Consider the following 13,515-nt stretch of genomic DNA (forward strand, 5'->3'; position numbering starts at 1 on the left):
ATACTAGGCACAATGACAAAGCCATCTGCACCGAAGCGTCACTTGCCCACCAGCCCCTTCAAGGCCCCGGTGGCACCACCGCCCAAGGAGTTCGCGGTGGGCGACCAGGTCACCCACGACATGTACGGCCTCGGCCGCGTGATCGGCATCGAGGACGGAATCGCGGCGTTCGTCGATTTCGGCTCCGTCCGACAGCGGATCCTGAGCCCGTACACCAAGATGAGCAAGCTGTAGGACCGCGGTGCCCGGTCAGGGCACCGTGGCTCTCTTCATGGCTCCACACCGAACGGAACATCTCTCATCGACGTGAACTCGCTGTTCTCCGCCCCGGAAGGGTCGCCCAGCTCCGCCACCGCGGCCTCGCCGCCCCCGGCGAACAACCCCTTCCAGGCCCCCGACTTCGGGGACGACGAAACCTTCCCGATCGAGGACGCACAGCCCTCCTCTTGATCGGAAAATCTCCGAAACATTCGTAAAGTCGAAGCCCTGCCTTGATCTTGCCCAGGCAGGCATGGTCGACCAGTATCGGCGCAATCCCTCACACAGGGGCGCTGAGCAGGCAAGACAGTGACGCCAGCCTTCCTCTCCTCGCTCGAACGTTTCGAAACAATTACCGAAACTATTGACAGTTGTCAGGGTCACTCCAAAGCTGTCGATGACCGAGCTACTCGACGAGAGGAAGCAGGCACATGAACGACGCACCCGCACCCATGAGCCGCAGGACGTTCGTCAGCGGTGCCGGTACCACCGCGCTGGCGCTCGCGGCCGGAGTGGCCCTGCCGGGAACCGCTCACGCGGACACGGTGATCACGTCGAACCAGACCGGAACGGACAACGGGTACTACTACTCGTTCTGGACCGACGCACCGGGAACCGTCTCCATGACCCTGAGCTCCGGCGGGAACTACCGCACCTCATGGCGCAACACCGGAAACTTCGTCGCGGGAAAGGGATGGAGCAACGGCAGTCGCAGGACCGTCAGCTACTCGGGGTCCTTCAACCCGTCCGGCAACGCCTACCTGTGCCTCTACGGCTGGACGTCGAACCCGCTCGTCGAGTACTACATCGTCGACAGCTGGGGGACCTACCGGCCGACCGGGACGTACAAGGGCAACGTCACCAGCGACGGCGGTACGTACGACATCTACCAGACCACCCGGTACAACGCCCCGTCCGTCGAAGGCACCCGCACCTTCAACCAGTACTGGAGCGTCCGGCAGTCCAGGCGGACCGGTGGTTCCATCACCACCGGGAACCACTTCGACGCGTGGGCGCGCGCCGGAATGACCCTCGGCAGCTTCCGCTACTACATGATCATGGCGACCGAGGGCTACCAGAGCAGCGGCAACTCCAGCATCACGGTGGCCTGATGAGGACGCGGGCGCACCTACCGTTACTGGCCGCCGCCGCCCTGGCCGGCGCCGCCACCCTCACCGTCCCCACCACTGCCTCCGCGCAGAGCGCCGCCTGCGCCGGATACGTCGGACTCACCTTCGACGACGGCCCGGGCAGTGGCACCACCGCCCTGCTCAACTCCCTGACGCAGAACGGCCTCAGGGCCACCATGTTCAACCAGGGCCAGAACGCCGCCGCCAACCCGGCCCTGGTCAGGGCGCAGGTCAACGCGGGGATGTGGGTCGGCAACCACAGCTACACGCACCCGCATCTGACCCAGCAGAGCCAGGCCACGGTCGACTCGGAGATCTCCCGCACCCAGCAGGCGATCGCGAACGCGGGCGGTGGCACACCGAAGCTGTTCCGGCCGCCGTACGGCGAGACCAACGCGACGGTGAGGGCCGTGGAGTCCAGATACGGGCTGACCGAGATCATCTGGAACGTCGACTCGCAGGACTGGAACAACGCCAGTACCGACGCGATCGTCGCGGCGGCCGGCCGGCTCACCAACGGGCAGGTCATCCTCATGCACGACTGGCCCGCCAACACCCGCGCGGCGATCCCGCGCATCGCCCAGACGCTGGCCGCCAAGGGGTTGTGCTCCGGGATGATCTCCCCCACGACCGGCCGCGCCGTGGCCCCGGGCTAGCGGCCGAGCGGGCGCAGCCGACCGCCGTACGCGGGAATGTCGTATCCTCACCGCACCTGCCGTGCCCGTGACCTGGGGGGTTCCAGGGTCGGCGGCCGGCTCGAAGCAAATGGGGATCCATGCGTGCAGCAGTCATGGGCGCCGCTCTCGGCGGCGCCCTCCTCCTTGCCGGTTCCGTGCTCACCGCCCCGGCCGCGTCCGCGGCCGAGACGGGAGTGGTGATCGAGAAGGTGTCGGTGAACGGTGGCAAGTCCATCGTCTTCGGTACGTCCCGCACGGAGTCGTTCACGATCGCGGTGACCGTCTCCGACGACTCCGGCATCAGCAAGGACCTCGCGTTCCTGGCGATCGAACGCGAGAAGGGGGACGACTACTGGTCGTTCCACGGAAAGCCCACGTGCACCGCCACCAGCTCCACGACCTCGAACTGCAAGCTCGGCGTCAAGCTGGAGAAGGACATCGACCTGCCCCGCAACACCCTCGCGGGACCCTGGGACGTGTACGTCCAGTTCCAGGCCAAGGACGGTGACTACTACGGGGGCGTCTACCAGACCCACCCCGTGAAGCGGCGTTCCACGCTCGGTGTCGACGCCTCGCCCGAGCCCGTCACCAAGGGCAAGACGATCACGGTCACGGGCAGACTGGCCCGCGCCAACTGGGACAAGTACGTGTACGCCGGCTACACCTCGCAGCCGGTCAAGCTGCAGTTCCGGCCGAAGAACAGTGCCACGTACACCACGGTCAAGACCGTGACGAGCGACAGCACCGGCAAGCTGAGGACGACCGTCAAGGCCGCCCAGGACGGCTACTGGCGCTGGAGCTTCGGCGGCACCGCCACGACCGCCGCGGTCAAGGCCACCGGCGACTTCGTCGACGTGCGCTGACCGTATCCCGTACGGCATCCCGTACGGCCGAGGGCCGGTGCGCAGATCGAGGTCTGCGCACCGGCCCTCCGTCGTGTCCGGGTCAGCAGCCCATCGACCACACATGCGCGTCACCGCGGTCGTTGGCCGTGGCGTTGTAGCCCACCTCGTCGCCGGGGCGCAGACAGATCGTCATGGCGCCGCCGGTGGAGGGGAACTGGATGGCGGACTCGTAGACCTTGACGTGGTCCTTGACGCCGGGTCCGGAGATGCCGTGGTTGGCCCAGGAGGAGTCGGTGTCGGCGATCCAGCTCTCCCACCACTCGTCGTCGCCCGAGGCGTTCATGCGCTGGCCGCCGAAGTTGGCGTCGGTCCAGACGCAGAAGTTGCCGCTGGGGCAGTTTGCCGCCGAGGCCGGGGTGGCGGTGGTCAGGCTCGCCGCGGCGGCGAGCAGGGCGGCCGCCACGAGGGCTGCGGACTGCTTCATGAAGGGTGCCTTTCCATGCGTTCTTGGGGTTGGTGCCGACTGGTGGCTGGTCACTGGTGGTGTGCGGCGCTGAGCAGCGCTCTCGCCTCGGTCAGCGCGTGCGTCCGCAACTGCCGGTAGGCCGCCCGATCCCGTTGTGGAGCACGGGACTTGAGGTTGTTGACAAGCGTCACCGCCCGAAACCAGCGCCGCTGGTCGCCGTAGAGCCGGCGTTCGGCCCGGGCGAGGCAGCCGTCGGTGTGGTGGGCGACGACGAGACCGCTGGGCAGCTTCACCGAGAGCTCGGGCCGGCCCGTGCCGAACAGCGCGCTGTCCACGCGGCTGCTCGGGGCCGGGCCGCCGGGCCGGGGCGGGGTGAGGCCGCGATCGGTCAAGCAGCGGTCGGTGAGCAGGAGTTGGGCGGCCTTGATGGTGTCGTCCGGGGTGAGCGACACGGCCGGTTCGCGTGCGGTGCCGCAGGCCGTCGTCAGCGCGGCCAGCAGACAGGCCACGGCGGCGATCCTCACCCTCACCCCGGTTGGCAGTCGGCGTGCGGGGTGGTGTCGACCGCGTCGAGCTTGTCCCACCACTCCCAGTTCTCGGAGTAGTCGCCGCCGCGGATCACGCGCTGCAGACAGGGGCCGTGGGCCGGGAGGTAGAGGGCGTACACGGTCTTGTCGACCTGGGAGCCGAACGACCTGGCATGCCGGAGCACACGGTCGGCGGGTACGGCGAAGCCGCCGCGCCCGGGGTCGTAGCACCAGCCGCCGCCCGCGCCGGTCTCCCCCGGCTCGGGCCAGAAGCAGACATAACCGGGCAGGGCCGAGGCGGGGGTGGGGGCGAGGGTGGGCACAAGCGCCGCGCACAGCAGAGCGAGGGCAGCCGAACGTCTCAAGGGGACCTCTGGGGACAGGGGTTGGAAGGTGCACGCGCTGCCTTCCCGCGCCCCATCCCCACTACACACCGTGAACGTCGGCACCACTCGTTACGGTGAGTAGTCGTATCGCGGTAATCCGATGCCCCCGGCTTCCACCCCCTCACCCCTTCCGGCAGGTCGAATCACTGGCCCAGTGGTGCCGGTGGGGTGGTGTCCGGGATGGGGTTTGTGGGGGTCGGGGTCGGTGGGTGGGCTGTTTTTGTGCGTTCCTTGGTCAGGGCTTTTGTCATTCTGCGGGCCAGCAGGGGGTCTGCCGGGAGGACGTGGGAGGCGAACCAGCGGGCCGCGGTGGGGTCGGGGGACGGGTCGGTGAACTCCGGTCCGGCGTAGTCGTCCAGGGGCGGGTCGTAGATGTAGCCGGAGACGATTCCGTGGCTGACCAGGCGTTCCACGAGGGCGTCGCGGTCCTCGACCAGCAGGGGGACCCGGAACAGGGGCAGGGGGCCGTGGTGGGCCGCCCGGCCGTTCAGGGCCGGGGAGGCCCAGGGGGTGCCCGACAGCAGGGTGACGCCCTCCCTGCGGCGGGAGAGGTTCTCGTCCAGCATGTTCATGCGCAGGTTCAGGCCCGCCCGCACCAGCCGCCCGTGGCGGGCGCGGTAGTCGTGCAGGTCCACGCGGATCCAGGGGTCGTACGGCAGCAGGCTCGGGGCCTCGTGGGCACAGAGCGACAGCCTCGGTGCGTGCAGGGACATGCGGAAGGCGTCGCGTTCCAGCAGGCCCAGGCGTTGCATGGTGCGCCAGGTGGGGCGTACGAGATGCAGCGCGCGGACCGTGGAACGGGCCAGGGGGCGCAGGGCCGTCGACAGGTCCGCGGTCAGCCTCGCCGGTGTCAGCAGGTCGTCCCGCAGCAGCTCCAGCTCCCTGCGCGCCCGCGCGTCCTCGACCGCCAGGAAGCCGCCCGCCATCCCCGCCACGTGCTTGGAGAGACTGAAGGCCGCCGCCTTGCCGAACGTACCGATCGGCTGCCCGTCCACGTGCGTGCCGATCGCATGCGCCGCGTCCTCGATCAGCGGTATCCCCAATTGCTCGCAGCGGTCCCGCAGTTCGACGATCCGGTCGGGCATCCCGTACAGGCTCGTGGTCAGCACCGCGTCCACACCGCGCCAGGTGGACTCCGGTACGGCCGCCGGGTCGATGTTGCCGTCCCACGGCGACACCGGGGCCTGGACCGGGCGCAGACCGGCCGCGAGGACGACGAAGAGGATCACGTCGTCGTTCACCGGGGACATCAGGACCCGGCCGCCTGGGCGGCACCAGCGCCGCAGGGCCAGGTAGAGGGCCAGTCGCGCCGAGGGCGTGTAGACGCATTCCCGTCCGAGCCGCCGTGTCATCGTCGCGGCGAGCCGCGATCCGTACGGCATCGTCACCTCTTCCAGCAAGGAGTCATGAAGGGGTCGGAGCCTCGCGAGAGGGATCTCCGAAGGGGCACCCGGGAGCGCTGCACGCTCTCGGACGCAAGGCCGGACGACCGGCTCAGCGCGTCTTCGCGCGCAGACCGCCGATCGTCTTCAGCAGACGGTCCGCCGGCTCCCGCAGCCGCGGATGCGCCAGCACCGTGTTCCGCAGGCCCCTGACCGGTCTGCGCCACAGCCGGTGGGTCGCGGCGACCGGGTGGGGCCGGTACGCGAAACCCTCACCGACGCGCAGTTCCCGGGTCTTGAGCCAGTCCTTGTACTCCTTGTCGCCGCGCCCCAGGTCCATCACCCGTACGCCCTGCCGGCCCGCCGCCTCCGCCATCCGCAGATGCATGATCAACCCCGGTGAGTAGTACCGGAGTTCTGGGTCGTACGCCGTGAACCAGGCCGCGAACACGGTGCGCGAGGTGGGGCCGAAGTGGGCCGCGACCGGACGGTCACCGGCGTAGACGACCGACAGGACGCCGGTGAAGTGCTCCTCGCGCACCTGGAAGAAGTGGTCGGTGAGAGCGACGATCCAGGGGCGGGCGAAGCGGTCCATTCGGCCCGTGCGGCGGTACTGGGCCGACTTCCACCGCATCAGCTGCCGCAGCATCGCCGGGTCCCGCTCGTCGAAGACGAACCGCAGCTCGCCGAGGTCGCGGGCCAGCCGCCGTTCCTTCTTCAGAACCGTCTTGGCGAGTCCCGGATAGGAGCCGCGCAGCCACTCCGGATACGTCGTCCCCTCGGCGGTCTTCAGATCGACGACCGGGGACGCGAACGTCCCGGTGACGTATCGGCCGAGAGGCTTCTGCTCGTCGACCAGGTGGTCGAACTCGAAGACCGAGAGACCGCAGGCCCGCAGCAACTCACCCGTGTCCCAGGTGACTCCGGGACGGTGGACCAGCGCCTGGCAGTCCGAGAGGCCGAGCCCGATGGCCCGGCCGACACCGAAGGCGTTGCGTTCGTACGGGAAGAAGCCGACGGGCTCCCCGTGATCGTGCAGCACCGCCACCCGGGCGCCGCCGCGGTACTTTCCGACCCCGGACGCGAACTCCGGTGCCAGGAACGGGTTTCCGAAGTCGGGCGACTCGTCCGCCACCCGGTGCCAGGCCGCACGGAGCTCTCCGCCCAGCTCCTCGGGTCTGTGGATCGTGATCCGGTTTCTCATGGAGTTGCTCGTGGATCGCATGGGCGACCGCTCCCCCCAGTTCCCCCCACGACGCGTCTACCGCGCCCTGCCACGCGCACAGAGTGCGGTGAGGCTCAAACGTCGCGAAACAGTACGCAGACTGTCAAGAGTGCCTGTCGTAACGGAACCGTACGGAGTGGGAGGTTCCGTTCCCTCCGCGTTTGCGCGACCCCTACATTGATCTCATGGCCGCGCCCGTACCCGATGCCACCGATGTCCTTGTCCGTGTGCTCATCTCGTACTCGCACGACGGCGATGGACACCGCAAGGCGGTCCTCAACCTCGCGAACCGGCTCCGCCATGCGGGCATCGACGCCTGGATCGACCAGTTCGAGGAGCACGAGCCGCCCGAGTCATGGCCGGACTGGATGCGACGGGAGCTGACCAAGGCCGATTTCGTACTGGTCGTGGTCACCGAGACCTACCTGGAGCGGTTCAACCGGGACTCACCGCAGGGCGTCGGGTCCGGGGTCAGGTGGGAGGGCGGGCTGATCACCGCCGGGCTGTACCACGGGCGGCAGGACAAGGCGCGGTACCTGCCGGTCGTGCTGCGGGAGGAGGACCGGCGGCTGATCCCCGTGCCCCTGAACCTGACGACGTCGTACGTCATCGGCGAGACCGGTGACGGGGACCTCGCTCCGCTCCTCCGGGTCCTGCGAGGAAGCCCCGGGGCCGTTCCCGTGAAGCTCGGCTCCCTGCCGGAGGACGCGGCCCGGGACTGGCAGATCGACCTGTACCTGGGAAACGGGCGGGAGGTCTGGAGACGGCTCGACCCCGACCTCCGTCTCGCCCTCGCCCAGGACTGGATCACCGCCAACTCCGCCCACCCCGAGGTCCGGGACCACGACCGGGACCAACTGGCGAACGCCCTGGCGGAGGAGCGGCCCCGGCACGCGCTGTCCGAACTGCTGCTGGAGGGCAGGGTGGAGGTGCTGCGCGACCACTTCGCCGCCGTGAACCCGTCCTCCTGGGGTCCCGTGGGGACTCCGCGCCAGGTCGGCCCCGACCACACGATCGTGGAGATGGGCTCGTCGGACGGGGACTCGCCGGAGCGGTCGTTGCTGATGAGGCGAGTGGGCCGTGAGTGGCTCGTGGCCAACTTCCGGGCGGCGTACGTGATTCCGGGCTGGCCGCCGCGGCAGGAGGAGATACCCGGAGCTTTGCGGAACGGGGGTACGTGAAATGGCGGAGGCCGAGTTCGTGCAGGGGATGACGCCGTTCCTGCGGGAGTCGTTGGGGGCGTACGGCGATGGGGTGCTGACGGGTGAGGCCGCGGCCGGCGCCTCGGGTACGGCGGCGGCGGAGGTCGGACGGGGGTTGCTGCGGGCGACGTACCGGCGGGTCGACGAGCGGGGGCGCGAAGGGCTGGAGGAGGCGGTCCAGGAGGCCGCCGCGGAGCCCGGGAACGAGGACGCGGTGGGGGCGCTTCGGCAGGAGATCCGGCGGGCGTTGCGGAAACATCCCGAGCTGGAGGGGGAGTTGGCCGCGTTGCTGCCGAGTGGAGGCGGGGTGACGACGACGGTCATCGCGTCGGGGACGCGGTCGGTCGCGGCGGGCGGGAACATCGGGATCGCCATCACCGGTGACGGTCACGGTCCGTCGAAGCGATGAGCGCTCCGGCCCTGGAGACCGCCCTCACCCAGGCCCGTTGAGCCCGTACAAAATTCTTGTACGGGTGACATCGGGTGAACGTACGTCCCCTGATGGGCAGTTCCTCCGCATGAGCAACAAGAGCCGCAGCTCGCGGATGAGGAAGAACGCGTCCGCCGTGAAGATGGTCGGGAGTCTCGTCGGTACGTTTCGCCGGGCGGCCGGGCTGACGCAGGTGGAGCTCGCCGAGCGGGTGGGTGTGGACGAGGAGACCATCGCGTCGATCGAGCAGGGCAGACGGACGCTGAAGGAGGATCTGGCCGCGCTGCTGGACGAACTCCTGGACACCAAGGGGGCGTTGGCCGTCGCGCTGGCGCACATGCCCGAGGTCGACCTGTTCCCGCGGTGGGCGGAGGAGTACATCGACCTGGAGCGGGAGGCGTTGGCCCTGTCGTCGTTCGAGAACCAGGCCGTGCCGGGCCTCCTGCAGACCCCGGCGTACGCCCGTGCGGTCTTCCTGAACGAGGTGCCGGCCTTGACGGAGGGCGAGATCGAGCAGCGCGTCACGGCGCGCGTCGAGCGTCAGGAGGTCCTGACCCGAAAGGTGCCGCCGACCGCCACCTTCATCCTGTCCGAGATGACCCTCATGGACCGGCTGGGCGGGGACGAGGTGCGCCACGGACAGCTGCGGCGCCTGTGTGAGTGGGCCGTCCTGCCCGGGATCACGATCCAGGTCATGCCGGTGGGCCGGGACTTTCACGCCGGGCTCTCCGGCCCCTTCGTTCTCATCGAGACCCTCGACCACCAGCACCTCGCCTACGTCGAGGGCCAGCGCAAAGGCTGGATGATCGCTGACCCCGACGAGGTGTCCGTCCTGGAACTCAAATATGCGATGCTGCGGTCACAGGCTCTCAACCCCCAGGAGTCCAGAGACCTGTTGGACCGTCTGCTAGGAGAGCGATGAGCACCGCACTTGAGTGGTTCAAGTCCAGCTACAGCACCGAGCAGGGCGGCAACTGCCTCGAAGTCGCCACCTCACCCCGCACCATCCACATCCGCGACTCCAAGCACACCACCGGCCCCGCCCTCACCGTCGGCCGCGACACCTGGACCGCGTTCCTCGCACTCGCCCGTTGAACCGACCGCCAGGAGCAGCGATGAGCGCCGCACTTCAGTGGTACAAGTCCAGCTTCAGCAGCGACCAGGGCGGTCAGTGCCTCGAAGTCGCCGTCACTTGGTTCAAGTCCAGCTACAGCAGCGAGCAGGGCGGCGCGTGCCTCGAAGTCGCCGCCTCACCCCACACCATCCACATCCGCGACTCCAAGCACACCGACGGCCCCGCCCTCACCGTCACGCCCGACAGCTGGGCGTCGTTCCTCGCGCTTGCCGGCCGCCGCTAGAGCCAGCGTCACCGCGATCGAGCCCGTCGCCATCACCGTCATCCCCGTCGCCGGGGACGTCAGTTGGGCCACCGTGCCCGCCAGTGCCGCGGCCACGCCCTGCATGGTGAGCATCCCGGCCGACCGCAACCCGAGCGCGTGGCCCGCCATGTCGTCCGGGGTGAGGGACATCAGGCGTTCCTGCTGGACCAGGCTCGCGGCGAAGCCGATGTTGGAGAGGCATACCGCCACGGCCGCGACAGCGACCGGCGGGTGGAACGCGAAGAGCAGGTACGGCGTCGCCAGCAGCAGGAGCAGCGGGGTGGCCAGCCGGGGGCGCAGCGCGGGGCGTACGAAGCGGCCCACCCACACGTCACCGGCGAACATGCCCAGCGCCCCGCTCGCGAACAGCGCGCCGGCCGTCTCCGGGGCGTAGGAGACGTAGAGGGAATCGCAGCCCACGGCCAGGCCGTTGGGGATCCACAGGCCCAGGTAGGTGAGGCGGCGGGGGCGGGAGGACCACAGGACGGCGTTGTTGCGCCAGGTCGCCGTGACCGAGAGGCGACCCGAGGTGCGGGGCGGGCGGGCCGTGAGGCCCAGGCGGTGGCCCAGGGCCTCCGTCAGGTACAGGGCCGCAGCCAGGAGCAGGCACGTGCGCGGGGACAGCAGTGCCAGCAGCGCGCCGCCCATCGCGAAACCCAGGACCTGCATCAGGCCCGAGGCCATGTTGAACATCGAACGCCCCAGCAGGAAGCCGGACTTGGGGAGGATCTCGTTCAGCAGCCCGCCGGTCACTCCCCCGCCCAGTGACGCGATCAGGCCCTGTACCAGCACCACCGCGAAGACCGCCCAGACCGGCAGCCCGGGCACGGCCAGCACCGCCGTGAGGGCCGCGAAGGCGAGTCCCATGCCGGCCAGCGTCGCCCGCGGGGGCAGCCGGTCGGCGCCCGAGAGCAGGAAGGTCGCGCCCAGCACCTGCGCCAGCTGCGGGCCGAACATGCTCAGCGCCGCCAGCAGCGGCGAGTCCGTGGCCCGGTAGACCAGCGTCGCGAGCGACAGACCGCCGATCGTCAGGGCCGCGTTGAAGGCGGCGTAGGAGAGGAAGAACGGGGTGAACTCCGGGGTGCGGAACAGGTCGCGGTAGCTGCGCATGGACGGGAGTCTCGAATCGATCACCGGCCGGTCGTTAATGTTTCGCGCAGACACGAAAGGTCGTACGACGCATGGGTCTGTGGCTGATCGACGCCGACACCCTCGCCCGCAGCCGCTTCCTGGTCTCCCCGTTCCCGGAGACCTTCGCGAGCCTGAAGCTGCTGCACGCGGGGGTCGGCGCCCACTCGGGCGAGGAGGCCTGGCTGCGCGCGCACCTGCCCGGCTACCGCGCCCTCCTCGCGGCCGACCCGGTAACGGGACCGCTCGTCGACGCCGGGCTCAGGTCGTGGATCGCCGACTTCCTCTGTCCCACACCGTGCGCCGGGGAGACCTTCGAGGAGACGGTGGTCCGGGTGCGGGCGGCCGACCCCGAAGCGGCCCGCGCCAACCTCCGGGTGTCCCTCGCCGGACCGCTCCCCGCCGTCCTGGAGCGGGACGACCTGCCCGAGCGGGCGGCCGCGCTCCTCACGTACGTCTGGGAGGAGACCGTACGGCCGTACTGGGACCGTCGGCGGCGCGTCCTGGAGGCCGACGTGGTCGCGCGGACCGCGCAGGTGAGCCAAGGGGGCTGGGCCGCCGTACTGGACTCGCTGCGGCCCTGGACCCGCTGGCTCGGCGGGAGCCGGTTCCAGGTGAACCTGCACGAGTATCCGCCGCGGGAGATCGCCTCCGGGGCGGAGCTGGCCTTCGTCCCGGTGACGACGGGAGGCGGCTGGGTGTCGTGGGAGGGGCGGGAGCGGTACGCCGTGGTCTACCCGTGCTCCGGAGTGCTCGCCGAGGACCACGACCGGCGGCCCGTGCCGGCCGGGCTCGGGGCGCTCATCGGCACCGCGCGGGCCGGGACGCTGATGCTGCTCGGCTCTCCCATGAGCACGACCCAGCTGGTCGCCGTCACTCGGCAGAGCCTCGGCTCGGTCGGCCGGCATCTGCGGGTCCTGCTGGACGCGGGGCTCGTGGAGCGGCGGCGGGCGGGGCGGTCGGTGCTGTACGAGCGGACGGCGGCGGGGAGCGTGCTCGTGGAGGCCTCACGTCGGCCCGACACTTACCGGAGTTAGCATCCGCTTATGACGCTTTCTGACAGCACCTCCCCCCTCGCCGTCGACATCGACACCCTCCAGGGCGGCTCCGCCGACCTCTCCCAGTACGCGGGCCAGGCCGTTCTCGTCGTGAACGTGGCCTCCAAGTGCGGGCTGACCCCGCAGTACAACGGGCTCGAGAAGCTCCAGGAGCGGTACGCCGAGCGCGGCTTCACCGTCCTCGGCGTGCCCTGCAACCAGTTCCTCGGGCAGGAGCCGGGCAGCGCCGAGGAGATCGCGGAGTTCTGCTCGGCGACGTACGGCGTGACCTTCCCGCTGACCGAGAAGGTCGAGGTGAACGGCGAGGGCCGGCACCCGCTCTACGAGCGTCTGGTCGGTTTCGCGGACGCCGAGGGGCACACCGGGGACATCCGCTGGAACTTCGAGAAGTTCCTCATCGGCCGCGACGGCACGGTCGTCGCCCGCTTCTCGCCGCAGACCGAGCCGGAGTCGGACGAACTGGTCGCCGCGGTGGAGGCGCAGCTCGCCGGTTGACCTTGCCCTTGGGGCAGAGCCGAACCTCCTGATCACCGGGCGGAGGAAGCCGTCCGGTGACGGAGGATGAACCGGTGACCGACGAACTGCTCACCATCGGCGCGTTCGCCGCGCGGGCCCGCCTCTCGGCCAAGGCTCTGCGGCTGTACGACCGGCTCGGCCTGCTGGCCCCGGCCCAGGTGGACGAGGCCAGCGGCTACCGCTACTACCGCGCCGGCCAGGTCGAGCGCGCCCGGCTCGTCGCGCTGCTGCGGCAGCTCGACATGCCGCTCGCCCGGATCGCCGAGGTGGTCGAGGCGGGCGGGGCCGCGGGCGCGGACGTGCTGGCCGCGTACTGGGCGGACGTCGAGGCGCGGGTGGCGGGGCAGCGGACGCTCGCCGAGTTCCTCCGTGGACGACTGTCGGGGAGGAGCTCCGAGATGTACGGGAAGTTCGTGGTGGAGACGGTCCGGCTGCCGGAGCAGGTGGTGATCGCCGAGAAGCGGCACACGCTGGCGGACGAGCTGCCGGCGTGGATCGGGGCGTCGCTGGGGCGCCTGGAGCGGGCCTCGCGGGAGTGCGGGGGCGTGACGGCGGCGCCGTTCGTCGTCTACTACTCCGAGGTCTCCATGGAGAGCGACGGCCCCGCCGAGTCCTGTGTGCCGGTCGCCGACGAGGCCGCGGCCCGGGCGTGGGCGGCGGAGCACGGGCGGGCCTGGGAGACCCAGGTCCGCGTCGAGCCGGCCCAGCGGTTCGCGTACACGCGTGTCACCAAGGCCCAGGTGGCCCATCCGCAGATCCTGGCCGCGTTCGAGGCGGTGGAGGAGTGGATCACCGCGCAGGGCCTGGAACAGGCCGGGCCCTGCCGGGAGATCTACTTCGCGGACTGGGACGCGGCCGGACCGGACGACGCGGTGTGCGACGTGGCGTTCCCGGTCAAGTGAGCCG

At 70.1% G+C, this 13,515-nt stretch carries 19 protein-coding genes; 13 read left to right on the forward strand and 6 right to left on the reverse strand.

The features are described 5' to 3' along the window. The first annotated feature begins 12 nt into the window (after positions 1 to 12). From OG381_RS21295 to OG381_RS21315, 5 genes are all read left to right on the forward strand, one after another. The gene (locus tag OG381_RS21295; protein WP_266891077.1) at positions 13 to 234 is read left to right on the forward strand and encodes a hypothetical protein; all 222 of its coding nucleotides are present in this window, start codon (positions 13 to 15) and stop codon (positions 232 to 234) included. Positions 235 to 306: 72 nt separating this feature from the next. Then, positions 307 to 450: a hypothetical protein gene (locus OG381_RS21300; protein ID WP_327717658.1), complete on the forward strand. Its 144-nt coding sequence runs from the start codon at positions 307 to 309 to the stop codon at positions 448 to 450. 239 nt (positions 451 to 689) lie between these two features. Then, entirely contained in the window at positions 690 to 1,370 is a 681-nt protein-coding gene (locus OG381_RS21305; protein ID WP_327717659.1) for a glycoside hydrolase family 11 protein, read from the forward strand. Beyond that, entirely contained in the window at positions 1,370 to 2,044 is a 675-nt protein-coding gene (locus tag OG381_RS21310; protein ID WP_327717660.1) for a polysaccharide deacetylase family protein, read from the forward strand. The genes OG381_RS21305 and OG381_RS21310 overlap by 1 nt, the downstream gene beginning before the upstream one ends. Positions 2,045 to 2,163: 119 nt before the next feature. Then, a complete protein-coding gene (locus tag OG381_RS21315) occupies positions 2,164 to 2,928 on the forward strand; it encodes a hypothetical protein (RefSeq protein WP_327717661.1) in 765 nt (254 codons plus the stop codon). A gap of 82 nt (positions 2,929 to 3,010) precedes the next feature. On the opposite strand, the gene OG381_RS21320 is transcribed toward OG381_RS21315, so the two are convergent. The 5 genes from OG381_RS21320 to OG381_RS21340 all read right to left on the reverse strand — a co-directional run bounded on the left by OG381_RS21320 (position 3,011) and on the right by OG381_RS21340 (position 6,896). Continuing rightward, positions 3,011 to 3,394, reverse strand: a complete 384-nt coding sequence (locus OG381_RS21320; protein WP_327717662.1) for a peptidase inhibitor family I36 protein — start codon at positions 3,392 to 3,394, stop codon at positions 3,011 to 3,013. Between the two features lie 50 nt (positions 3,395 to 3,444). Next, positions 3,445 to 3,900 (reverse strand): hypothetical protein, encoded by a 456-nt coding sequence (locus OG381_RS21325; RefSeq protein WP_327717663.1) that lies wholly within the window; start codon positions 3,898 to 3,900, stop codon positions 3,445 to 3,447. 2 nt (positions 3,901 to 3,902) lie between these two features. After that, positions 3,903 to 4,268 (reverse strand): hypothetical protein, encoded by a 366-nt coding sequence (locus OG381_RS21330; RefSeq protein WP_327717664.1) that lies wholly within the window; start codon positions 4,266 to 4,268, stop codon positions 3,903 to 3,905. Between the two features lie 164 nt (positions 4,269 to 4,432). Next, positions 4,433 to 5,671, reverse strand: a complete 1,239-nt coding sequence (locus OG381_RS21335) for a DegT/DnrJ/EryC1/StrS family aminotransferase (protein WP_327717665.1) — start codon at positions 5,669 to 5,671, stop codon at positions 4,433 to 4,435. Between the two features lie 112 nt (positions 5,672 to 5,783). Further along, on the reverse strand, positions 5,784 to 6,896 hold the full coding sequence (locus OG381_RS21340) for a GNAT family N-acetyltransferase (RefSeq protein WP_327717666.1): 1,113 nt from the start codon (positions 6,894 to 6,896) through the stop codon (positions 5,784 to 5,786). Between the two features lie 185 nt (positions 6,897 to 7,081). Between OG381_RS21340 and OG381_RS21345 the strand changes: the two genes are divergently transcribed. From OG381_RS21345 to OG381_RS21365, 5 genes are all read left to right on the forward strand, one after another. Then, positions 7,082 to 8,077, forward strand: a complete 996-nt coding sequence (locus OG381_RS21345) for a toll/interleukin-1 receptor domain-containing protein (RefSeq protein WP_327717667.1) — start codon at positions 7,082 to 7,084, stop codon at positions 8,075 to 8,077. Between the two features lies 1 nt (position 8,078). After that, positions 8,079 to 8,507 (forward strand): hypothetical protein, encoded by a 429-nt coding sequence (locus OG381_RS21350; RefSeq protein WP_327717668.1) that lies wholly within the window; start codon positions 8,079 to 8,081, stop codon positions 8,505 to 8,507. 109 nt (positions 8,508 to 8,616) lie between these two features. Further along, positions 8,617 to 9,450, forward strand: coding sequence for a helix-turn-helix domain-containing protein (locus OG381_RS21355; protein WP_327717669.1), 834 nt, complete (start codon positions 8,617 to 8,619; stop codon positions 9,448 to 9,450). Further along, entirely contained in the window at positions 9,447 to 9,623 is a 177-nt protein-coding gene (locus tag OG381_RS21360; protein WP_327717670.1) for a DUF397 domain-containing protein, read from the forward strand. Before OG381_RS21355 ends, OG381_RS21360 begins: the two co-directional genes overlap by 4 nt. A gap of 20 nt (positions 9,624 to 9,643) precedes the next feature. Continuing rightward, positions 9,644 to 9,886, forward strand: coding sequence for a DUF397 domain-containing protein (locus tag OG381_RS21365; RefSeq protein ID WP_327717671.1), 243 nt, complete (start codon positions 9,644 to 9,646; stop codon positions 9,884 to 9,886). Here OG381_RS21365 and OG381_RS21370 read toward each other — a convergent pair. Continuing rightward, positions 9,779 to 11,017: an MFS transporter gene (locus tag OG381_RS21370; RefSeq protein WP_327717672.1), complete on the reverse strand. Its 1,239-nt coding sequence runs from the start codon at positions 11,015 to 11,017 to the stop codon at positions 9,779 to 9,781. The genes OG381_RS21365 and OG381_RS21370 overlap by 108 nt on opposite strands. Before the next feature lie 71 nt (positions 11,018 to 11,088). Between OG381_RS21370 and OG381_RS21375 the strand changes: the two genes are divergently transcribed. Genes OG381_RS21375 through OG381_RS21385 form a run of 3 tightly spaced genes read left to right on the forward strand, consistent with a single transcriptional unit; the run spans position 11,089 to position 13,511 of the window. Then, a complete protein-coding gene (locus tag OG381_RS21375) occupies positions 11,089 to 12,072 on the forward strand; it encodes a helix-turn-helix domain-containing protein (RefSeq protein ID WP_327717673.1) in 984 nt (327 codons plus the stop codon). A 9-nt stretch (positions 12,073 to 12,081) separates the two neighbouring features. Next, positions 12,082 to 12,588 carry a glutathione peroxidase gene (locus tag OG381_RS21380; RefSeq protein WP_327717674.1) on the forward strand — a complete coding sequence of 169 codons (507 nt, stop codon included), beginning with the start codon at positions 12,082 to 12,084 and terminating at the stop codon, positions 12,586 to 12,588. Between the two features lie 56 nt (positions 12,589 to 12,644). After that, positions 12,645 to 13,511 (forward strand): MerR family transcriptional regulator, encoded by an 867-nt coding sequence (locus OG381_RS21385; protein WP_327717675.1) that lies wholly within the window; start codon positions 12,645 to 12,647, stop codon positions 13,509 to 13,511. The last annotated feature ends 4 nt before the right edge of the window (positions 13,512 to 13,515 follow it).

Origin of the sequence: Streptomyces sp. NBC_00490, from assembly GCF_036013645.1 — a bacterium.
In the GTDB taxonomy this organism is placed as follows: domain Bacteria; phylum Actinomycetota; class Actinomycetes; order Streptomycetales; family Streptomycetaceae; genus Streptomyces; species Streptomyces canus_F.